Source organism: Bradyrhizobium sp. McL0615, assembly GCF_049993905.1.
GTDB lineage: Bacteria > Pseudomonadota > Alphaproteobacteria > Rhizobiales > Xanthobacteraceae > Bradyrhizobium.
Genome location: NZ_CP188254.1, coordinates 7233106 through 7254576 on the forward strand (window position 1 = coordinate 7233106; position 21471 = coordinate 7254576).

At 62.2% G+C, this 21471-nt stretch carries 20 protein-coding genes and 1 tRNA gene; 5 read left to right on the top strand and 16 right to left on the bottom strand.

Annotation, left to right across the window (positions count from 1 at the left end; all coding sequences use genetic code 11):
• Positions 1-303 precede the first annotated feature (303 nt).
• The 6 genes from ACPPVP_RS34775 to ACPPVP_RS34800 all read right to left on the bottom strand — a co-directional run bounded on the left by ACPPVP_RS34775 (position 304) and on the right by ACPPVP_RS34800 (position 6256).
• Positions 304-379, bottom strand: a tRNA-Lys gene (locus ACPPVP_RS34775).
• A gap of 176 nt (positions 380-555) precedes the next feature.
• Positions 556-1137 (bottom strand): Spy/CpxP family protein refolding chaperone, encoded by a 582-nt coding sequence (locus ACPPVP_RS34780; RefSeq protein WP_426528069.1) that lies wholly within the window; start codon positions 1135-1137, stop codon positions 556-558.
• Between the two features lie 130 nt (positions 1138-1267).
• Positions 1268-2551 (bottom strand): TRAP transporter large permease, encoded by a 1284-nt coding sequence (locus tag ACPPVP_RS34785; RefSeq protein ID WP_426528070.1) that lies wholly within the window; start codon positions 2549-2551, stop codon positions 1268-1270.
• Entirely contained in the window at positions 2551-3123 is a 573-nt protein-coding gene (locus ACPPVP_RS34790) for a TRAP transporter small permease (RefSeq protein WP_426528071.1), read from the bottom strand. The genes ACPPVP_RS34785 and ACPPVP_RS34790 overlap by 1 nt, the downstream gene beginning before the upstream one ends.
• Before the next feature lie 142 nt (positions 3124-3265).
• On the bottom strand, positions 3266-4270 hold the full coding sequence (locus ACPPVP_RS34795) for a TRAP transporter substrate-binding protein (RefSeq protein ID WP_426528072.1): 1005 nt from the start codon (positions 4268-4270) through the stop codon (positions 3266-3268).
• A 1098-nt stretch (positions 4271-5368) separates the two neighbouring features.
• Entirely contained in the window at positions 5369-6256 is an 888-nt protein-coding gene (locus ACPPVP_RS34800; protein ID WP_426528073.1) for a transglutaminase family protein, read from the bottom strand.
• Between the two features lie 140 nt (positions 6257-6396).
• On the opposite strand from ACPPVP_RS34800, the gene ACPPVP_RS34805 reads away from it, so the two are divergent.
• Together ACPPVP_RS34805 and ACPPVP_RS34810 are read left to right on the top strand one after the other, a co-directional pair.
• A complete protein-coding gene (locus ACPPVP_RS34805) occupies positions 6397-8226 on the top strand; it encodes an SLC13 family permease (RefSeq protein WP_426528074.1) in 1830 nt (609 codons plus the stop codon).
• 241 nt (positions 8227-8467) lie between these two features.
• Positions 8468-8611 (top strand): hypothetical protein, encoded by a 144-nt coding sequence (locus ACPPVP_RS34810; protein ID WP_426528075.1) that lies wholly within the window; start codon positions 8468-8470, stop codon positions 8609-8611.
• Between the two features lie 179 nt (positions 8612-8790).
• Here the strand turns inward: ACPPVP_RS34810 and ACPPVP_RS34815 are convergent, their stop codons facing one another.
• Positions 8791-10350 carry a 2-isopropylmalate synthase gene (locus ACPPVP_RS34815; protein ID WP_426528076.1) on the bottom strand — a complete coding sequence of 520 codons (1560 nt, stop codon included), beginning with the start codon at positions 10348-10350 and terminating at the stop codon, positions 8791-8793.
• Positions 10351-10747: 397 nt separating this feature from the next.
• Positions 10748-11320, bottom strand: a complete 573-nt coding sequence (locus ACPPVP_RS34820) for a bifunctional transcriptional activator/DNA repair enzyme AdaA (RefSeq protein ID WP_426528077.1) — start codon at positions 11318-11320, stop codon at positions 10748-10750.
• 133 nt (positions 11321-11453) lie between these two features.
• Here ACPPVP_RS34820 and ACPPVP_RS34825 point away from each other — a divergent pair, with 133 nt between their 5' ends.
• Positions 11454-11879 carry a nuclear transport factor 2 family protein gene (locus ACPPVP_RS34825; protein ID WP_426528078.1) on the top strand — a complete coding sequence of 142 codons (426 nt, stop codon included), beginning with the start codon at positions 11454-11456 and terminating at the stop codon, positions 11877-11879.
• A 38-nt stretch (positions 11880-11917) separates the two neighbouring features.
• On the top strand, positions 11918-12388 hold the full coding sequence (locus ACPPVP_RS34830; RefSeq protein ID WP_426528079.1) for a PaaI family thioesterase: 471 nt from the start codon (positions 11918-11920) through the stop codon (positions 12386-12388).
• Between the two features lie 774 nt (positions 12389-13162).
• On the opposite strand, the gene ACPPVP_RS34835 is transcribed toward ACPPVP_RS34830, so the two are convergent.
• The 8 genes from ACPPVP_RS34835 to ACPPVP_RS34870 form a co-directional block, all read right to left on the bottom strand.
• The gene (locus tag ACPPVP_RS34835; RefSeq protein WP_426528080.1) at positions 13163-14092 is read right to left on the bottom strand and encodes a polyphosphate kinase 2 family protein; all 930 of its coding nucleotides are present in this window, start codon (positions 14090-14092) and stop codon (positions 13163-13165) included.
• Positions 14089-15066, bottom strand: a complete 978-nt coding sequence (locus tag ACPPVP_RS34840; protein WP_426528081.1) for a branched-chain amino acid ABC transporter permease — start codon at positions 15064-15066, stop codon at positions 14089-14091. Before ACPPVP_RS34840 ends, ACPPVP_RS34835 begins: the two co-directional genes overlap by 4 nt.
• Positions 15063-15944 carry a branched-chain amino acid ABC transporter permease gene (locus tag ACPPVP_RS34845; protein WP_426528082.1) on the bottom strand — a complete coding sequence of 294 codons (882 nt, stop codon included), beginning with the start codon at positions 15942-15944 and terminating at the stop codon, positions 15063-15065. Before ACPPVP_RS34845 ends, ACPPVP_RS34840 begins: the two co-directional genes overlap by 4 nt.
• Before the next feature lie 74 nt (positions 15945-16018).
• Positions 16019-16723 carry an ABC transporter ATP-binding protein gene (locus tag ACPPVP_RS34850; protein WP_426528083.1) on the bottom strand — a complete coding sequence of 235 codons (705 nt, stop codon included), beginning with the start codon at positions 16721-16723 and terminating at the stop codon, positions 16019-16021.
• A 3-nt stretch (positions 16724-16726) separates the two neighbouring features.
• Positions 16727-17494 carry an ABC transporter ATP-binding protein gene (locus ACPPVP_RS34855; RefSeq protein WP_426528084.1) on the bottom strand — a complete coding sequence of 256 codons (768 nt, stop codon included), beginning with the start codon at positions 17492-17494 and terminating at the stop codon, positions 16727-16729.
• Between the two features lie 84 nt (positions 17495-17578).
• Positions 17579-18889 carry an ABC transporter substrate-binding protein gene (locus ACPPVP_RS34860; protein ID WP_426528085.1) on the bottom strand — a complete coding sequence of 437 codons (1311 nt, stop codon included), beginning with the start codon at positions 18887-18889 and terminating at the stop codon, positions 17579-17581.
• Positions 18890-19030: 141 nt separating this feature from the next.
• Positions 19031-19747, bottom strand: a complete 717-nt coding sequence (locus tag ACPPVP_RS34865; RefSeq protein ID WP_426528086.1) for an NUDIX hydrolase — start codon at positions 19745-19747, stop codon at positions 19031-19033.
• Positions 19748-19788: 41 nt separating this feature from the next.
• The gene (locus ACPPVP_RS34870; RefSeq protein ID WP_426528087.1) at positions 19789-20817 is read right to left on the bottom strand and encodes an ABC transporter substrate-binding protein; all 1029 of its coding nucleotides are present in this window, start codon (positions 20815-20817) and stop codon (positions 19789-19791) included.
• Between the two features lie 134 nt (positions 20818-20951).
• Between ACPPVP_RS34870 and ACPPVP_RS34875 the strand changes: the two genes are divergently transcribed.
• Positions 20952-21401 carry a cupin domain-containing protein gene (locus tag ACPPVP_RS34875; RefSeq protein ID WP_426528088.1) on the top strand — a complete coding sequence of 150 codons (450 nt, stop codon included), beginning with the start codon at positions 20952-20954 and terminating at the stop codon, positions 21399-21401.
• The last annotated feature ends 70 nt before the right edge of the window (positions 21402-21471 follow it).

A 21471-nucleotide genomic window follows, 5' to 3' on the forward strand; every position in this document is an offset into this window, starting at 1 on the left:
GCGGCTGACGGGAGGGCGCGACGAGCCCAGCCTCCACAATCGCAATAATCATCGTGGATGACGCGCGCGCGCAGCAGCACCATCATTCATTTGATGGATGGCAGGAGGAAACAGGTTCTTCTGCTCGCATCCGGGCTCAAGCCGTACAAGCGCGGCGGCTGCCGGCTACGTGGCTGACCGCAGCGACAATATCCGGGCAGAGCAGCACATCGCCGGGCGACCTGTTGCGCCGGCTCTGGAGATCCGACAGCTTTCGCACTTATGGGCGAAGGGCCTGTGAGCGTATGGGCATCTTGAAAGGCTTGGTGGGCGCACCAGGGCTCGAACCTGGGACCCGATGATTAAGAGTCATCTGCTCTACCAACTGAGCTATGCGCCCGGATCCTAGTCCGGCAAGCCCTCGCAAGAGGGCGTCGTTTAGCAAAGCGACCTTCGGATGTCCAGCAAGCCGGGGCAAGTTTTCCCGGGCTTTGGCTGACCGCCGGAATGGCAAAAAGCCGCTGGATTTCAGCGGCTTCTGCCGATGTCCGGATCGGGCTCCGATCCGGGGTTACGTCAGAGCCGCTCGGGGCCGCCCCGGTCCGGGCCGCCGTCGCGATCGTAGCGATTCCGGTCATAGGAACGGTCGCGGTCACCACCCCGGTCCGTGTCCATTTCGCGCTCGAACCGGTGATGGCGCCAGCCTTCCCTGCCCCCGAACCAGGTCAGGACGGCGAGCCGGCGCTTCTGGCCGTCATCAAGCGTCTTGTAGAGCGGATCGGCGGCATCGGCGATCTTCTTCATGGCCCCGGCCGTGGCTGTCATATTCTCGGCCCGGTCACGCAACCGCACCACCGGATCGTCCGGCTTCTGCTGGCTGGAATCGTCCTTTGGCGGGTTCATCCGCGCGTTGGCGCGATCGATCCTGAGCTTGGCGAACTCCTTGACCGCGGCTTCGACCGGCGGCCACAGCTTTTCCTGGTCCGCCGTCAATTTGAGGCCGGCATGGACGGCCGCGATCCGGGCGTCGGCATAGGCCGACCGGTCCTCCGGGCTCATCCGCGAAAAGCCGTGGCCCCAATGGCGGTGCTGGGCATAGACGGCGGTCGAACCGGCAATGGCAAGAACCGCAACCGCTGCGATGGCGAACTTCCTCATGCGAACCTCCTGTGCAAGGTTGCATGAAGATGGGCTCGCCTCAGCCGGCCTTCAACTTAAAGGTTGGCAAGGCAGGCCTCCCTTACCAAGATGTAATGTCCGTCAATTGATCCATCACAATGCAGGCGAGCTAGATCATCCCGAGCAGTCGCGGCAGCCACAGCGATATATCCGGCACATAGGTGATCAGCCCGAGGAACACCAGCATAGCGCACAGCCACGGCAGCACCGCGATGGTGATCTCGCTGATCCCCATCTTGGCAATACTGCTGGCGATGTAGAGATTGAGTCCGACCGGCGGATGACACAGTCCGACCTCGGTGTTGACGATCATCAACACACCCAGATGAACCGGGTGAACGCCGAGCTTGGTCGCCAGCGGAAACAGGATCGGCGCCATGATCAGCAGGATCGACGACGGATCCATCACGTTGCCGGCCAGCAGCAGGATGATGTTGACCACCAGCAGGAACATCCAGATCGAAAAATTCTTGTCGATGATCCAGGCCGCCATCTCCTGCGGGATCTGCTCCGATGTCATCAGGAACGAAAACAGCACCGCGTTGGTGATGATGTAGAGCAGCATCGAACTCATGCTCGCGGCCTGCAGCAGTACCCGCGGCACTTCCGTAAGCTTCAGTTCCTTGTAGACGAATACCGTGATGAAGAAGGCATACACCGCCGCCACCGCGGCGGCCTCGGTCGGCGTAAAAATCCCGCCATAGATGCCGCCGAGCACGATACCGATCAGCAGCAAGCCCCAGAGGCTTTCGCGGAATGCGGTCCATTGCTGGCCGAGGGTTGCCCTCTTCATCTTCGGGTAGCCGTTGCGCAACGCTACGACAAAGGTCACGGCGGCAAGCATCAGCGCGAGAATGATGCCGGGTATGATACCGGCCATGAACAGCGCGCCGATCGAGGTATTGGTGGAAACGCCGTACAGGACCAGGATGATCGAGGGTGGCACCAGGATGCCCAGCGCGCCCGAGGTCGCGATCACGCCGACGCCGAACCGGCGCGGGTAGCCGTATTGCACCATCGCCGGCATCATGATCGAGCCGATCGCGACCACCGTCGCCACGCTCGACCCCGAGATCGCCGCGAACATCGCGCAGGCCGCGACGCCGGCAAGACCGAGCCCGCCCGGCAGATGCCCGACAAGCGAAGTCGTGAACGCAATCATCCGCCGCGCCACGCCGCCACGGGTCAGGAAGGTACCGGCCAGGATGAAGAACGGGATTGCCATGATGCCGAAATTGTCCAGGCCCGAGAACAATTTCAGGCCGACGCTTTCGATCGGCACCTGTGTCATCGTGAACAGGAATGTCAGCACGGTGAGGCCGAGCGAAATCGAGATCGGCATGCCCGTCAGCATCAGCGCGAACAGCAGTCCGAAAATAATGGCGGCGCTCATCACGCTTCTCCGAGCGCGATCGGCGCGTTCTTGCTGGTTTCGACGCCATCGACATGGGTGGCGTCATGGTGCGGCAGTTCGTCGGTCCACCAGTAGGTCCACACCACCTGGAGAAAGCGGAAGCACATCAAATACGAGCCGAGCGGGATGCAGGCGTAGACGATCCAGCTTGGTATTTCCAGGTCAGGCGAGGTCTGGTCGGTCGACATCAATTCGATGACGAATTTGGCGCCCATGGTGCCGACGATCGCCGTGAACAGTGCGCCACCCATCAGGCCGAACAAAACGGTACGCTTGCGCCAGCGGTCGTTGAGGCGGTTGATCAGCACATCGACGCCGACATGGATGCCGGTCCTCACGCCGTAGGCGGCGCCGAACTTGGCCATCCAGATGAACATGTAGATGCACAGCTCCTGCGTCCAGGCGATGTGAATCTGGATCAGGTACGGATAGAGAAACGGAATGCCGGTGCCGAACCGGTGCACAACGGCAAGGAAGATCAGCACGGTCGCGGCGCCCATCAGCGTGCTGATCAGGATTTCCTCGAGCCGATCAAGGATACGAAGCAGCATTTCTCCCCCCGTACACCCGGAAAATTCCGGGCGCATCGCCATTTATTTCTGTGAAGCCGGCGCCGGTCGATCCCCACGATGATCCGGCACCGCGCAAGATCAGCGCGAACCCTCGGCTGACAAGGGCCCGCCTGTCGTCATGTCAGTGGCCGGCCTGCCCGGTCTCTTTCATGAACTCGTCGATCAGCGGCTGGCCGACGCGGGTCGCGACATCCTTGTAGACCGGCTCCATCGCCTTGCGCATCGCGGCGTCCTGTTCCGGCGTCAGCGTGATGATCTCGGTCTTTCCGCTCTTCTTGATCAATTCGAGCGCGTCGTCGTTTTCCTTCGCCGACTGGCCGTTGCCGAAAGCCGTGGCTTCCTTCATCGCCTTGTCGAGTTCGAGGCGGATGTCGGCCGGCAGGCCGTCCCAGAACTTCTTGTTCACGACGACGACGTAGCCGATGTAGCCGTGGCTGGTGACGGTGGCGAACTTCTGCACCTCATGCATTTTCTGGGTGTAGATGTTGGACCAGGTGTTTTCCTGGCCGTCGACCACGCCGGTCTGCAGCGCCTGATAGACTTCGCCGAACGCCATCACCTGCGGGATCGAACCGAGCGCACGGAACTGCGCCTCGAGCACCTTCGATGACTGGATGCGGAACTTGACGCCCCTGTAGTCGGCAGGCGCGACCAACTTCTTGTTGGCCGTCATTTCCTTGAAACCGTTATCCCAATAAGCAAGACCGGTCATGCCCTTGGAATCCAGCAGCTTGAGCAGCCGCGCGCCGAGCGGGCCGTCGGTGACTTTGCGGAGCGTCTTCAGGTCGGGCAGAATGTAGGGCAGATCGAATACCTCGAATTCCTTGACCCCGATCGGGCCGAATTTCGAGTTCGACGGCGCCAGCATCTGCACTGCGCCGAGTTGCAGCGCTTCCAGCTCTTCCTTGTCCTTGTAGAGCGTCGAGTTCGGATAGACTTCGACCTTGACCTTGCCGTTGGTATATTTCTCCGCCAGTTCCTTGAACTTGTCGGCCGCCTTGCCCTTCGGCGTGTCGGCAGCCACCACATGGCTGAACTTGATGACGATCGGCGCCTGCGCCGCAGCCGGCCCCACCAGAGCCATTGCCGCGACCGATGCCGCAGCAGCCAGTATCAATTTACGCATGTTTCCTCCCGCGTATTTCTTTTTACGAAGCGCCCGCTCCGAAGCTTGTATGCCAGCCGCACCAATACAGAGAAGCCGGCCCAATTGCCATTGCCCGTTAGCAGGGGCCATGTCGTGGCTTTGTTGCACTGCAAAAAAATGTACGTTCTGTCCGCGCGGGTCTCCGGGCCGTTTCGCAGGCAATCCTGCTTCGCCCTCGCGACCTCGCCCTTCGAGAGGGTGCGGGCAGGATCTCTCCACGTCATGCAGTCCCGTAGGATGGGTGGAGCGAAGCGATGCCCATCAATGCCACGCGCAGAAGGTGCAGAAGATAATGGGTTTCGCTTCGCTCTACCCATCCTACGAAAACATACCTTCGCGATCTCGCGGCGCGTTGCGTCCGAGGTTTGCATCTTCGTTTGGCCCATTAGAGGGCGCAGGGAAGACCGGGTGCTTGCTGCACCCGCGGTCTCGCGTGCGATTTGCGCAAACAAAACGGCACACGAGCATACAGGGCAGCTGGAGCATTCCGGCCTTCCCTGCGCAATGGCTTTACGGCTTACTTCGTGCTCTTCCCGGAGAACGGCTCTTTTGCCTCCGTCGCCTGCGCTTCTTATCGCACGCTTAACGCCAGCACCGCGGCGCCCGAACCACACGACTTCGCCGTACGCTTCCGGCGCGTACGTCTATCGCGCCCTCAGCGTCCATCGCATCTCACCGCGCGTTCGTGACGATCGCGAGCGCCCCTCATCCGCCGTGAGACACGCGGAGTTATGCGACTGATTTGCGTGAGAACGAAAGCGGAATATTTTTAATTCCTAGGCTTGACACAATTTCGGATAATCCGAAGTGATTTGCCCGTCGTGCCAAATGATGGCAGGCCATTGCCTCCACATCGTCATTGCGAGCCACCGGGTCGCGCGAATGCGCGCCCGATGACAGGCTCCGCGAAACAATCCGTTGTCACCTCGTGCGCAGACAGATGGATTGCTTCGCTGCGCTCGCAATGACGTGGAGAGAGCGAGGGCCAGTCCGCAAGCGTGCCCACTATCAAGGCGCGCGATATCGGGGACAGATGGTGGGCACGGCGCGAAGCGCGCCTTTGCCCACCCTGCGCGCTTAGAGCATCGGTACTGCGTGGACCGATACATCCACATGCAGTCCGGTCGGGTCGTCCACATTGCCGGCGAAGCCGCCCGATATCGGGATTGCCTGTTCCGCCTCCCTGGTCACGCCCACGCGGATCAGGTTGGCGCCGGCAATCAAACCATTGGTCGGATCGTACTCGATCCAGCCTGCACCGGGCAGATAGACGCTGCACCAGGCGTGCGTGCTGCCGCCGCCCACGGTCGTGCCCGAGGAATCGTCGTACAAATAGCCGGTAACAAAACGCGTGGCGAGGCCAAAGCTGCGCAGCGCTTCCATCATCAGCACCGCAAAGTCGCGGCAGGTGCCGGAACCAAGCGCCAGTGTCTGGACGGCCGTCTGCGTGCCCTCCTCGTAGCGGGCGCGATAATTGAACTCCTGCTTGATGGCATGCGTCATCGCTTCCAGTACCCGTAGCGTCTGCTTGCCTTCCACTTCGGACACGACACGGCGGGCCCAGGCGTCGACCTTTCGCTCGGGGTCCGGCATCTGGCGTTCGGCGAGGCGCGCCAGGTCGGGAATCTCGTGAGCGGCGTAGGAACACGGAAACTGCTCGGCGGTTGCGTCGAGGCTGTAAACCGGCAGCGGCTGACCATCGGGGTGATGCGTCATGTCAAGCGTCGACACGATGCTGAGCCGCTCGGTCCTGAGTGCTTCCGGCCATTCGAGGTAGCAGATGGAATTGTTGAAGACGTCATGCTTCCAGTAGATCGCATTCGGCTCCGGCTCGACCTTCAGCATCGCGCTGTGCAGGCGAAGGTCGTGGCTCTCGTCCGGCCGGACCATCAGCTTATGCCGCAGCAGGCCCACCGGGTTGCGGTAGGTGTATTCGGTGGTGTGAACGATGCCGATTTTCGCCATCCGAGCCTCCTCCGATTGGATTGACTCCATGAGACCGAGCCGGCTCGATTTACCGGGCGCCGGACACCCGCTACGATGGACAACGGTAGTCGTCTTACAGATCAGTGGCGAGGTGCCGCCACCGCGGAAAAGAGGTCTTGATGAACCTCGATCTCGCCCTCATCCTGCTCATGCTCGCGGGCGCCATCGTGATGTTCGTCATCAACCGGCCCCGCATGGACGCCGTCGCGCTCCTCGTGATGGTCTCGATGCCCCTCACCGGCGTCATTACGGTGAACGAAGCGCTGGCGGGGTTTGCCGATCCATCGATCATACTGATCGCCGCGCTATTCGTCATCGGCGAAGGTCTCGTAAGGACCGGCGTCGCGCGACGGCTCGGCGATTGGCTCGACGCGAAGGCCGGCGGCAGCGAGAACCGCTTGCTCATCCTGCTGATGGCGGCTGTAGGTGGCCTCGGCTCGTTGATGAGTTCAACCGCCGTTGTCGCCATTTTCATCCCGGTGGTGCTGCGCATCTCGCAAAATCGCGGCATGGCGCCAAGCCGGCTCATGATGCCGCTGAGTTTCGCCGCGCTGATCAGCGGAATGCTGACACTGGTGGCAACGGCGCCCAATCTGGTCGTGAACGCCGAACTGATCCGGCAGGGTGCGCAGGGGTTTAATTTTTTCAGCTTCACTCCGTTCGGGCTGCCGCTGCTCGCACTCGGTATCGTCTATATGCTTCTCGCGCGCGGCCTGCTCCCCAGCAAGAGCCTGCCCGCCGCGGCGGAGCGCCGCCCCAGGCTTGCGCGGTGGATCGGGCAATACGGCCTCGCCGAGCGCGAAAAGCGTGGCCGCATCAGCGCCGGCTCGCCGCTGGTCGGAAAGCCCCTCGACGAACTGTCGCTCCGCGCCGCGGGCGTAAACCTTCTCGCCATCGAGCGTGGGACCGGGTTCGCGGCAAAGGTGCTCCGTCCGACCGCACAGACCGAACTGCAGGCAGGCGATGTGCTGCTCGCCGATGTGGACATCTCGAACGACGGCGCCAGCAAGCTGTGGCAGTCACTGAATCTGGAGCCGCTGCCGCTCAGCGAGATCGGAAACTACTTTGTCGATCGCTCGCAGGAGATCGGCACAGCGGAGGTCATCCTGCCGGCCGAATCCACGCTGATCGGCCAGACCGTGCTCGAGGCCCGGATTCGCTCCGAATACGGCCTCACCGTCATCGGGTTGCGGCACGGCAACAAAGTAGTGACGCACGACCTGCTGGGGGAAAGGTTGAAGATCGGAGATACGCTCCTGCTGATCGGATTCTGGTCCGACATTCGGGATCTTCAGTCCCACTCCGACGACGTGGTCGTCCTGAACATGCCCGTTGAACTGGAGGAAGTTCTCCCCGCATCACAGCGGGCGCCGCACGCGCTGGCCGTGCTCGGGCTAGTGGTCGTGCTGATGGTCAGCGGGTTGATACCGAACGTCCAGGCCGCGCTGATTGGCTGCCTGCTGATGGGACTTCTGGGCTGCGTCGATTTCAACAGCGCCTATCGCTCCATCAACTGGAAGACGCTCGTCCTGATCGTCGGTATGCTGCCGTTCTCGCTGGCCCTGCAGCGGACTGGAGGCGTCGACCTCGCTGCGGACGCGGTCGTCGGCCTGGTTGGAGCCGCCGCGCCGCGTTTCGTATTGGCGACCCTGTTCGTCATCACCGCGGCGCTAGGCTTGTTCATCTCCAATACGGCCACGGCCGTACTGATGGCGCCGGTGGCACTGGCCATCGCCAAGGACCTCGGAGCCTCGCCCTATCCGTTCGCGATGATCGTAGCCCTGGCCGCGTCCGCGGCTTTCATGACGCCTATCTCCTCACCAGTAAACACGCTGGTCGTGGGACCCGGACAATATAGTTTTGGCGACTTCGTGAAGGTGGGAGTGCCGTTCACTGTTATCGTTGCAATCGTGTGCGTGATGCTCGTTCCAATTTTTCTTCCGTTTTGAGCTTAGCGGCGGCCGGGACGCTCTCCAGGCGCATGGGTGGCCGGCCGCGCCGCAGCAATTAACGATCTGGTAATCTCGGTTTCGTGCAGGCAGCCGCGACGAAACATTTCACCCGGCGGACGAAGCCATTTTTGTGGCTCCGCGAAAACCTCCTGAAATCAACGACCGGCAGCATGGCAGGCTCTTGAGTTCCCTGAGTCTCGCCAGACCAGCGCGGGACCATCGCAGAACTGGAAATGCCATGCTCGCCGAAAAGTACATGCTGCTTTTGGAAACGATCCGGAGCCTGGCCGAGCGTGGCCCGGCCTACGCCTATGGCGCTCCGAGGGTGATCAGCACCTCGCCGCATGTCCCGGTCCAATTGCCCGGCGCAAGCCGGAAGTAGACCAAGAAGTAGGATGGGTAGAGCGAAAGCGAAACCCATCGTAGTCTTCGTTGAAGTGATGGGTATCGCTTCGCTCCACCCATCCTACGACGGCTCGCGGTTTCGACAGCTCCCAACCTCAACGCAAAAACGCGGCGCCTAGGCGCCGCGTTTTGTTTTTCCATCGATGAGCTACGCGATCAGCCCGCCGCCTGTGCCGGCCTGTCGCGCTGGTGCTTCATGACGATCTTGTTGAGCGCGCCGAGATAGGCCTTGGCGGATGCCACCAGCGTATCCGGGTCGGACCCCTTCGCCGTCATCGAGCGGCCTTCATGGGCGAGCCGCACCGACACTTCGGCTTGCGCGTCGGTACCTTCGGTCACGGCATGGACCTGATATAACTCCAGCTTGGCCTCGTGCGGCACCAGCGCCTTGATGCAGTTGAACACCGCATCGACGGGGCCGTTGCCTTCGGCTTCCTCGATTTTCGTCTGGCCTTCGACGTCGAGCTTCATGGTGGCGCGCTGCGGGCCATGGGTGCCGGCGATGACGGTCAGCGAAACCAGCTTGATCCGGTCATGCGAGGCCGCGATCTCCTGATCAACCAGCGCTTCGATGTCCTCGTCGTAGATGTCCTTCTTGCGATCGGCCAGCGCCTTCATCCGCACGAACGCGTCTTCCAACTGGTTGGCGCCGAGCTTGTAGCCCATCTCCTCCAGCTTGTGCACGAAGGCGTGGCGGCCGGAATGCTTGCCGAGCACCAGCGACGACTTTTTCAGGCCGATCATCTCGGGGCGCATGATCTCGTAGGTCGATGCGTCCTTCAGCACGCCGTCCTGATGAATGCCGCTTTCATGCGCGAACGCGTTGCGGCCGACGATCGCCTTGTTGTACTGCACCGGGAACGAGGTCGCGGCCGATACCAGTTTTGAGGCCCGCGTCAGCATGGTGGTGTCGATCTTGTTCCACCACGGAAACACGTCATTCCGGACGTTGATCGCCATCACGACTTCTTCCAGCGCGGCATTGCCTGCCCGCTCGCCGATGCCGTTGACGGTGCATTCGATCTGTCGCGCGCCGCCGGCGATGCCGGCCAGCGAATTCGCCACCGCCATGCCGAGGTCGTTATGGCAGTGCACGGAGAATATTGCCTTGTCGGAATTCGGCACCCGCTCGATCAGCGTGCGCATGAAGTGGGTGTATTCCTCCGGCACGGTGTAGCCGACGGTATCCGGGATGTTGACCGTGGTGGCGCCGGCCTTGATCACGGCCTCGACGATGCGGCAGAGGTAATCCATCTCGCTGCGGGTGCCGTCTTCGGCCGACCATTCGACGTCGTCGATCTGGTTGCGCGCGCGGGTGACGTTGGCGATCGAGAGCTCCATCACCTGCTCCGGCGTCATGTTCAGCTTGACGCGCATGTGCAACGGCGAGGTCGCGATCACGGTGTGGACGCGGCCGCGCTTTGCAAATTTCACCGCTTCGGCGCAGCGGTCGATGTCCTTGGGGTTGGCGCGCGACAGGCCGGCGATGACGGCGTTCTTGGAGCGGCGGGCGATCTCGCTGACGGCCTGGAAGTCGCCTTCGGAGGTGATCGGGAAGCCGGCCTCGATGACGTCGACGCCCATGTCGTCCAGCATTTCGGCGATCTCGAGCTTTTCCTCAAACGTCATGGTCGCGCCCGGGCACTGCTCGCCGTCGCGCAGGGTGGTGTCGAATACGATGACGCGGTCCTTCTCGGACTTGTTGGCGGTGGTCATTTCCTGAATTCCTTTTGGGTCGTGCGCCGGTTCAATGGGCGCTGAAGGGGTCTGGTGATCTCGTACGAACCCCTGAGTGCCCAGGCGCAAACGCCCAGACGGCCCTCAGGGGCCGATAAGAAGCAGAAGCCCGCCAAGAAGGAGGGTGGGCGCGGTCGCAGCCGGACGAGCGGGGGCAGACATAGAGGCAGCCTTGGCCGCTCCACCCCGAACTCCAGACTTTTCGCTGCGAATCAGCATTGCCAGACCCTTTTGGACGACCAAATCTGGGCCAAAACCATTGACGGTTCGTTCCCGGGACGGCGTTCCGGGCCTGTTCTAGACGAATTTTGCGGCCGGCCGCAATGCCAAAAGATGGTCAGGAAGGATGACCTAATGGTGCCTGTCCAGGCCTCTATCACGCTCGTCGCCCACCCGATGTCGCACGCAAGCTAGATGGTGAGCGGCCGTAAAGACCGGAAAACGCCGCGTTGAAGCGGCGGACGCTGCCGAAGCCCGCGCGGAAGGCAATCTCGGTCATCGTATCGTCGGTGGTGTCAAGTAGCCGCTTGGCGCGCTGGACGCGGCGGGTGGTCGCGACCTGCTGCGGGCTTGCCCCGACATGGCGTTCGAACAGGCGAGCGAGATGGCGCGAGGTGATCCCGAGTTTCTCCGCCAGTGCGGCGACCGAGCCTTGCTCCAGCGCGCCGCCGTCGATCAGTTTCAGCGCGCGCGCAACCGTCGAGCGCGTCCCGTTCCAGGCCGGGCAGAACGGAGCCGTCTCCGGGCGACAGCGCAGGCACGGCCGGTATCCCGCCGCCTCTGCGGCGGCTGCCGTCGGGTAATAGGTAACGTTGCGCGTCAACGGGTGCTTCACCGGGCAGACCGGGCGGCAATAGATCCGCGTGGTCCGCACCGCCGTGAAGAAACGGCCGTCGTAGCGCGCGTCGCGCCGCAGCCGTGCAGCATTGCAGACGTTGAAACTCAGCATCGGCGGATTCTAGCGTATCGCGCGGCCGGGGAAAGTGGCCGCGGGTGATGAAGTCCGATTCCGGCCAGCGTGAACAGCGAGGCTGGCCTAGATGAGGAACGATTGATTTTCACTCCTCACCGAAGGCCAAACCATGGATCATCCGACCGCCAAAGACATCGTCCTCAACGCCTGGAAGACATTCTCGACGCGCGACGCAGGCCAGATCGCATCCCTCTTCACGCCGGACGCCGAATGGATCGCGCCAGCCCGAAATGCAACGGCGGTTGCGCTCGCGCATGCCGACCACATGATCGGCCCCGACCAGATCGCGCGCTTCATCGCCTCCGAGATGCACCGCCTGTTCACGGAGATCGATATCTCGTTCCGCGCCATCCATGCCGATGGCGACACGGTGATCATCGAGGAGCGGATGCGGGCGACACTTCCGGAAGGACGGCCGTATGACAACGACTACTGCTTCATCTTTGTCGTCGCAGGCGGCCGCATCAAGCAGGTTCGCGAGTACATGGACACGCGAAAAGGCTGGCAGATGGTTTTCGGGGAAGCGGCGGAGTGAGCGGCGTGAGCGCGGACATAAAGAACCGAAGGTAAATCATGGCCACCAGGATCTACGGGACGGTCAGTCCCGAGCGACAGAAGGCGATGAGCGGGCTGGAGTTCGTCAAGGGCCTTGCCAGCGGAGTGCTGCCCCTCAACACAATCGCACAGACCTTGGGGTATGATGTGGTGGAGGCCGAAAGCGGTCGCGTCGTCATCACATTGGATCCAACGGGCGCTCATCTCAATCCGTCGGGCACGGTGCATGGCGGCCTCACGGCGACACTTCTCGATAGCTGCATGGGCCTGGCCATCCAGTCGATGCTCGAAAAAGGCATCGGCAGCACGACGGTCGAGTTCAAGATTTCGCTCGTCCGAGCCATCACGCTGGAGACAGGGCAGATCAGGGCCGAAGGCAATGTGCTCAACTGCGGCCGTCGCGTCGGCACGGCGGAAGGCCGCGTCACCGACGCCAAGGGCCGATTGCTCGCGCATGGTACGACGACGTGCCTCATTTTTCCGAGCTAGCGTCGTCACGCCCGTTCAGTTGCGTAGGGCAAAGCGCAGCGTACCCACCGTTTCGCCCGGTATCCGGCATAGGCGTTCGTGAGTAGTGGTGAAGCATGGCGGGCAAAAATGCCGCAGTGACGGCCAATAAGTATTTCTCGAGCCGAAAAGCCGGATTTGGTTGACCACTGTGGCTGGCCGATTCGCTATGATTCCCGTGTCGGGGAGATCCGGGAACGGGATCCCTAGGACAGCTTTTATTTCTCGCGGTCGCAGCAGGGGCGACGATCGTGAAAGCCGATGAGGGGGCCAGGATGTCCGCTGCGGGCCGTGCCTGCAGCGGCAGCTTGGGCTAACGGGGACATCATGCCATCGATCAGTTTCACAGCCATCGACATCCGGAAGCTTGGATTGAAGCAGCGCCCGGCCAGGCCAACCACTTGGCATCTACGGCGGGTCATCATGCCAAGACGCAGCATAACCGGCCGTCTGGTGCGCGGGCAGGTTTGGCGGCGCCACGACGGCCGTCGCTGGTTGTACAAAAAATTTGTCGCATAGCGCGCGCCGTCGACAATGACGGCCTCACCGGAACGATGGTCCAGCGAGTAGCCTTGTAGCCCGGATGAGCGGAGTGATATCCGGGGACGGTGCCAGACAGCCATGATGGCCCCGCATATCGCTCCGCTCATGCGGGCTACGAATGAGTCACTCCCGTAGGATGGGTAGAGCGCAGCGAAACCCATCGCTCGCCGTCGTCGGGAATGGCATGATGGGTTTCGCTGCGCTCTACCCATCCTACTTCTTCGCCTTCGCCCCGCCCTTTCCCTCCGCCAGCAGCGCCTCGCGGACCTGCTTGAACTCGCTGCGGTCGGCCTTGTCGACAGCAGGGAAATGCAGATCGAGCTTGTCGAGCGCGGCCACGATCGCCGAACCGATCACCACGCGCGCGAACCATTTGTGGTCGGCCGGCACGATGTGCCATGGCGCATGCTTGGTCGAGGTGTGGCGGATCACATCCTGATAGGCGGCCTGGTATTTGTCCCACAGTTTGCGCTCGCCGATATCGGCGAGCGAGAACTTCCAGTTCTTGGCGGGATCCTCCAGCCGTTCGAGGAAGCGCTCGCGCTGCTCCTCCCTGGAGACGTTGAGGAAGAATTTCAGAATCAAGATGCCGTTGCGCGCGAGGTAGCGCTCCATCGCGGAGATGTCCTCGAAGCGGTCGCGCCAGATGTCCTTGGTGACGAGCCGCGGGGGAATCTTTTGTTTCGCGAGGATTTCGGGGTGCACCCGCACCACCAGGCATTCCTCGTAATGGGAACGATTGAAGATGCCGATGTGGCCGCGTTCCGGCAGCGCGATCATGCTGCGCCACAGGAAATCGTGGTCGAGTTCTTTCGTCGAGGGCTGCTTGAACGCGGTGACCTCGCAGCCTTGCGGGTTGACGCCCTCGAACACGCTCTTGATCGCACTGTCCTTGCCGGCGGCGTCCATGCCCTGGAAGATCAGCAACAGCGACCAGCGGTCCTGCGCGTAAAGCTTTTCCTGGAAATCGTTGATGCGCTCGCGGTTGGCCTCGATGATCTTCGTCGCGCTCTCCTTGTCGAGGCCGCCCTTCTCGTTGGTCTTGTGCGACTTGAGGTGAAACTCGCCTGCCCCATCGTAGCGGAACGGGGCGACATAGGGCTTCAGTTCGTCCGTCAGCGGTTTTGGGGATTTCTTGTTCATTTCGTCCCGGAGGGCTTGGGTTGCGTCTTCAATCTGTCGAGGACGCTACCAAGAATGCCCTTGGGAAGGAATATGATGAAGACGACCAGCAGCACGCCGTAGACCAGATTGTCCCAGCCCACCGCCTTGGTTCCGAACCCGATGCGCAGCACTTCGGCGAGCATGATGGTGATGACGGCGCCCACCGTCGGCCCAAGCGAGACGTAGAGGCCGCCGACGATGACGGCGAATACCATCTGCAGCGACACCGCGATGCCGCTCACCGTGTCGGGCGAGATGAACATCTGGTACTGGCAGTACAGCGCGCCGGCGAGCGCGGTCATCAGCGCCGAGATCAGGGTGATCTTGAGCTTTTCGGCTGTCACGTTGACGCCGGCGGCAGCGGCTGCGTCCTCGTCCTCCGAGATCGCTTCCATGGCATAACGGCTCATGCTGCGGTCGACCCAGCGCCAGATCAGGAGGCCCACGACCCAGACGAACAGCGCGATCAGATACCAGGTGATCTTGTCGTCGAACTGCAGCGCCAGCAACTGGCTGCCCTTGGTGCGGTTGGGCGTGTAGCCGAGCGAGCCACCAGTCCAATCGCGCGTCGCGGTGATGACCTGCAGCACGATGCCTGACAGCGCCAGCGTCACCAGCACGAAATAATGCCCGGTGATGCGGAAGCGAAAGCAGGGATAGGCAACCACGAGCGCAAGCGCCCCCGCCGCCACCATGCTCACGGGAATGCCGACCCATGGCGACACGCCGAGATGGTTCCACAACAGCGCCGTGACATAGGCGCCGACGCCCATGAAGCCGCCATGACCGAGCGACACCAGGCCGAAGCGGCCCATGATCGACCACGAGGTGTAGGCGAACGACCAGATCAGGATCAGCACCAGGATGTGCAGGTGATACGGATCGCGATAGACAAAGGGCAGCGCGATCAGCGCTGCCAGGCCGACGGCCCAGGCGGCGTTACGGGAATTCACGAGCGCCTCGCGAGTAAGCCCGCGGGCCGGATGAACATCATGACGATGAAGAAGGCGAAGGCCAGCACGTAGCCCCATTCGAGATCGGAGAACAGCCCGCCCAGCGAAATGATCTGCGCGAACACGAACGCCGCGATGAAACCGCCGACGAAATTGCCGAGGCCGCCGAGCACGCAGATCAGGAAGGTGATCGGCCCGAACGACAGTCCGACGAACGGGTGCACGTCGTATTGCAGCACCAGCAGGCAAGCCGCCAGGCCGGCAAGCGCGCCGCCCAGCGCCGAGGTGATGAGATAGATGCGCTTGGTATCGACCCCCATCAGCGACATGATCTGGCGGTCCTGCGCGATGGCGCGGATCGCGGTTCCTGTGTAGGTGCGCTTCATGAAGAAGTAGATCGCCAGCATGCCGATCAGCGCCGCGGCAAATGACAACAACCGCGAATAGCTGAAATGCATCTCGCCGATCGCCAGCACCGGCAGGCGGATGCCGAGATTGCGGAAGTCGATGCCGAAGGCGACGGTGGCAAAGCTCTGCAAGATGAACAGCACGCCGCCGGTGGCGAGCAACTGGTTGATCGGCGGCGCGGTCAATAGCGGCGCGATGACAATATAATGCAGCGCCGCTCCAAGCGCCGCGACCAGCAGGATCGCGAACGGCGCCGCGGCCCAGTACGGCATGCCGAATACCTGGACCATGTAGTACATGCCGTACATGCCGATCATGACAAGTTCGGCGTAACAGATCCAGGTCACGTCGATGACGCCGAAGATCAGATTGAGGCCGAGCGCGAGCAGCGCCAGCACGCCGCCGAGCAGGATGCCGTTGACCACGGCCTCCAGCAGATAGATGTCGAAGATGTCGAGGAACCCCTGCATCGTTTGCCCTGCCGTCTATTCTTGTTGAGGCATGATCATTTCGGAAAGCCGGTTTCCACTTTTCCGGATCATGCCTATACCCCGAGATAAGCCTGCTTGATGGTGTCGGTCGACATCATCTCTTCCGATGTGCCGGATGCGCGAATGGAGCCGGCTTCGAGCAAATAGGCGCGATCGACCACCTTCAGCACCTGCTGCACGTTCTGCTCGACAATCAGCACCGTGAGCCCGCTGGCACGGATGCGTTTCACCAGTTCGAACACCTGCTGCACCACGACCGGCGCCAGGCCCGCCGACGGCTCGTCGAGCAGAAGTAGCTTCGGATTCGACATCAGCGCGCGGCCGATCGCGCACATCTGCTGTTCGCCGCCCGACATGGTGCCGGCCATCTGGCTGCGCCGTTCCTTCATGCGCGGGAACAGATCGAAGACGAATTCCAGCCGCTCGGCATATTTGGCACGGGCGCCCGGCATGTAGGCGCCCATCTTCAGATTGTCGTCGACGGTGAGCCGCGGAAACAGTCGGCGGTTTTCCGGCACGTGTGCAATACCGAGATCGACGATGCGATGCGCGGGCGTCGCCAGCACGTCGTGGCCTTCCATCGCGATCGCGCCTCTGGTGGGGCGGATCAGGCCGGAGATCACGCGCATCAGCGTGGTCTTGCCGGCGCCATTGGGACCGATGACGCCGACCGCCTCGCCCGCCCTGACCTCGAGATTGACGCCGAACAAGGCCTGGAAGGTGCCGTAGCCCGCGTCGACCGCTTTCAATTCGAGCATGCCTCAGACCCCCGCCTTGCGGCGCGCTTCCGACGCCGCAACCTGGCTCGAATCCGCGTCCGTGCCGAGATAGACCTCGATCACCCTGGGATCGCCGGCCACCGCGCTCGGCAAGCCTTCCGAAATCTTCTCGCCGTGATCGAGCACCATCACGCGGTCGACCACCCGCATCAACACGCCCATGATGTGCTCGACCCAGATGATGGTGATGCCGAGTTCGTCGCGGATCTTGCGCAGCATGTCGGCGGCCTGATCCATCTCGTGCTCGTCGAGCCCGCCGAGGCTTTCGTCGGCGAGCAGCAGTTTCGGTCCCGTCGCGAGCGCTTTTGCTAGCTCGAGCTTCTTCAGGCCGGCGGCGCCGAGGCCGTCGACGGTGGCGTGGCGATCGGTCGGCAGCCCGACCATGGCAAGCGCGCGCTCGGCGGCTTCATCGGCCTTGGCCCGGCTGTGGCTGCCCTGGCCGTAATAGCCGGCCAGCGCGACGTTCTCAAAAATGCTGAGCCGGTGAAACGGCCGCGGGATCTGGAAGGTGCGGCCGATGCCGCTGTTGATGATGCGATGCGGGGCAACGCCCGAGATCTCCGCGCCGTCGAACAGGATCGATCCCGCCGTCGGCACCAGCGTGCCCGACAGCATGTTGAAGATCGTGCTCTTGCCGGAGCCGTTCGGGCCGATCAGGCCGAGAATCTCGCCCTGCTCGACCTGGAACGATACGTTGTTGACTGCGGTGAATCCGCCAAAACGTTTTACCAACCCTTCTACCGTCAGCACGCCAGATGCTCCGTCGACGTTTCTTGTTTGAGCATGGTCCCGAAAAACACGACAAACGCGAGGCGTTTGCGCGGGGATCATGCTCTACTGGTTGCTGAACGTGGTTCCCTTCGGCAGGGGCAGCACGGCCTCGCGCTGCGCCTGGCTCTTCGGCCACACCACGTATGACTTGTCGTCGACATACTGGATGACCACCGGGAACGAGCGCTCGTTCTGTCCGGCCATCTGCGTGCCCTCGCCGTGGAATTTGACGCCGAAGCCGAGCATGGTGCCGCCCTCGGGAACGTCGACCTCCAGCGCCGCCTTGCGCAGCGCATCGGGATCGACGCCGCCATGTTTCTTGATGGCGCGCGGCAGCACATCCGTCAGGAAGAGGTAGGTGTTCGACGCCGCCATGCCGACATGGGCGGAGCGAATTGCCACGCCGGGCTTCAGCTTGTCAAACTCCTCACCGACCATCTTGATAATGGGCGGCAGTTTCGGGTTCATGGATTTCTGGTTGGCGATCCAGATCGAGACCGGATCGGTGTTGAAGAGATAGTTGGCGTCGGCGCCAAGACCTTCCTTCAGCTTCTCGTACACGCCGTAGCCCGCGCCGTGGCCTACGAGCGCCGCGAATTTCAGGCCCTGCTCGCGCGCCTGACGCCCGAACAGGGTGATGTCGGGGTTATAGCCGGTGTGGAAGATCACATCGGGTCGCGCGCGCTTCAGTTTGGTGACCAGCGCGGACAGATCGGGCGCGGTGGCGGAATAGCCCTCCTTCATCACGACGTTGAAGCCGGCCTTCTTGGCACCTAACTCGTTGCCCTTGGAGACGTCGACGCCATAGGCGCCGTCCTCGTGGATGATGGCGACGCGCAGGTCCTTCGGCTCCTTGCCGAACTTCTCCTTGGAATTCTGCGCGATGAAATCCATCGTCATCATGCCGAACTGGTCGCCCGAGGCCTGCGGACGGAACACATATTTGAAGTTCTTGTCGGCCAGCACCGCCGAAGAGATACAAGTGGTAATCCACATGAAGTTCTTGAGCTGCTCGACGCGCGCGGCCACCGGCACGCATTGCGCCGAGGAGAAGAAGCCGAGCAGCATGTTGACCTTTTCCTGCTCGATCAGCCGCACCGCCTCGTTGATCGCGACATCAGGCTTGCTCTGGGCGTCGGCATAGACCGCTTCGACCTTGTAGCCCTCAACGCCGGTCTTGGCGTACTGGTCGAGCATGATCTTGGCGCCGATATATTGCAGCTCCGAACCGCCACCCGCCAGCGGGCCGGTGAGGTCGTAGATCACGCCGATCTTGATTTTCTTTTCCTGAGCCTCGGCGGAAACCGCCGTCCCCAGCACCGCGATTGCGGCAGACAGCCCGACAAGAAGGCGTGCAGCTTTGCGCCCCGGCATGGAATCCTCCCTGGATTGTTTTTGTGCACTGCATTTTTCTTGTTCTTGTTGCCGCCTATCACATTGGTCGCGCGACCAGATGTCAAGCGTATTGCTTGCGGCCACAGTGCGCAGCCGCACAAGATCAGTGCAACCTGTACGTCAGAGTCGGGATGCGAATTGGGCTTCGATGAAGGCCGTGACAAAACGCGGCATGGCGGAGGAGAGATCGTGGATGCCGCGCACGAGGTGGATGGCGGATAATTCCGGCTGATGCTGCGCGGCGAGATTGGCCACGATCCGGTCGCGCACGGCGTCGGCCGGCATATCGATCCGCAGCATGCGGATCATCGCAAGCGCAGGTCCGGTGTAGATGCAGTGCCAATGCGGCTCGCTTTCGTATTCGCCCGGGGCGAGTCCGGTTTCCTCCTCGAGTTCGCGCGTGACGCTGCCCGATATGTCGAGCGTGCCGTCCCTGACGTCGTCGAGGTCCGGGGTGCCGGAGGGAAAATAGATGCGCCCCGCGTTCGAGGTGTGCTGGCCCATCTCGCCGAGCACAAACGCGCCGTCGGCGCAAAGAAGCGCGCCCATGCCGAAACCGTTGAACACGGATGGGTCGGGAAAACCCCAGTCGCGCCAGGCCAGAAAACTTGCAAAATCAGTTTCGAAATAGCTGGCGCTCAGGCGGTCGCTTGCAAACACCGGGTTGCGCCCGAGCAGGACGCGGCCGTTAAACAGCGCAGGCCTTTCGCGCTGCTTGTCGGCGAAATGCGCATCGATCTCGGCGCGGCGCGTTTCGGCAAACGGCCACACCCACCTTTCGACAACGAGGTCGAGCACACTGACGCGATGAATGACCAGCGGTTTAGTGTCACTCATCGCCTGACTTCGCCTGATTTCACGCCAATACTGCCCAGCTCTTATTTCGCGCTTGAGCCGGTGGTCTTCTTGACCTGCTCGACATATTTGTTGGTCCAGGTCTTGGTCACGTCGATATTGGCTTTCGCGACCTCGGGTGAACCTTCGCTGAATACGGCGAGCACCGCGTCAGCGCCCTTGGGGTCCATCATGCCGGTCAGCGAATACATCGGGATCGTGTTCTTCAGCGCGGCGAGATAGAGCTCCTTGTTCTTGCCGACGATTTCGTCGGGCATCTTCGCCATGATCTCTTCCGCCGAATGCGAGTGAATCCAGGTGAGCGTGTTGACGATCGCATTGGTCAGCGCCTGCACTTCCTTGTCGTGCGACTTGATCCACGCCGTGGTGGTGTAGAGCGCGCCGCCCGGATACTCGCCGCCGAACAAGGCGAGCGTGTCCTTTTGCGTGCGGGTGTCGGCAAGGATCTTCAAGTCCGGGTAGCTGCCCTGCAGGACGGTGACCGAGGGGTCGAGCATCACGGCTGCGTCGATCTGTCCCTGCTGCATCGCCGCCACGGCGGTAGCCCCCAGGCCGACGCCGATGACAGCGGCGCTGGTCGGATCGAGGCCATTTTTCTTGAGAAGATATTTCAGGAAGAAATCGGTCGAGGAGCCCGGCGCGCTGACGCCGACCTTCTTGCCGGCCAGATCCTTGATCGACTTGATCTCATTGGTGTGGGCCGGCGATACTACCAGCACCAGGCCGGGATAGCGGTCATAGACCACGAAGGACTGCAGTTCCTGCTTTTTGGCGGCCAGATTGACGCAGTGGTCGAAATAGCCCGACACCACGTCGGCGCTGCCGCCGAGCACGGCTTTCAGCGCGTCCGAACCGCCCTTGAGGTCGACCAGCTCGACGGCGAGGCCGGCCTTTTCGTATTCGCCGAGCTGCTTGGCCAGCACCGTCGGCAGGTAGCACAGGCAGGCGCCGCCCCCGACCGCCACCGTGACCTTGCTTTGCGCTGCGGCAAATCCCGTCGTCAGCACCAGCGCCAGCAGCGAAGCGGCCAGCCGGCCAAACAGTTTCTTCATGGGTTCCTCCATTCGTTGGCCGCAAGATAGAGCAGCGCGCGGACGTTGAGAAGGCGACTTTCCGACCGCTGGTCAGGCGCGACCGGGCGGCATAACATCGCCCCATACATAATCAACACTGGGGAGGACTGCCCATGAATCGCCTGACCATCACCCTATCGCTCGCCGCCGCCTTTGCCGCCGGTTGCAGCGTCACCCATCTGCTCCGGCCGGCAATCGCCGCCGAGACCATCACCGCGCAGGTCATCCACACCGGCGAACTGGAGGGCGACGCGCTGTCGCCCGCCAACGCCGGCGGCATGCGCAACAAGACGTTCGTCTCGGTGGACGGCGCGACCATCTCGATCCAGGACGGCAGCCCACCCAAGCATCTGCACGCAAATGCCAACGAGATTCAGTACATCCTCGAGGGCAAGGGCACGATCTGGCTCGGCGACAAGGAGGTGCAGGTGAAGCCGGGCGATCTCGTCATCATCCCGAAGGGCACGCCGCATGGCGGCACAAAGCCCGATGGCCGCACCATCAAGGCGATCGCCATCAAAACGCCGCCGCAGGCGCCTGACGATACGAAGCTGCTGAACTGAGGGCTGCAGACGGCCCTCCACCGTCATTGCGAGCGGCAGCGAAGCAATCCATCTTTCTTTTCTCGGAGAT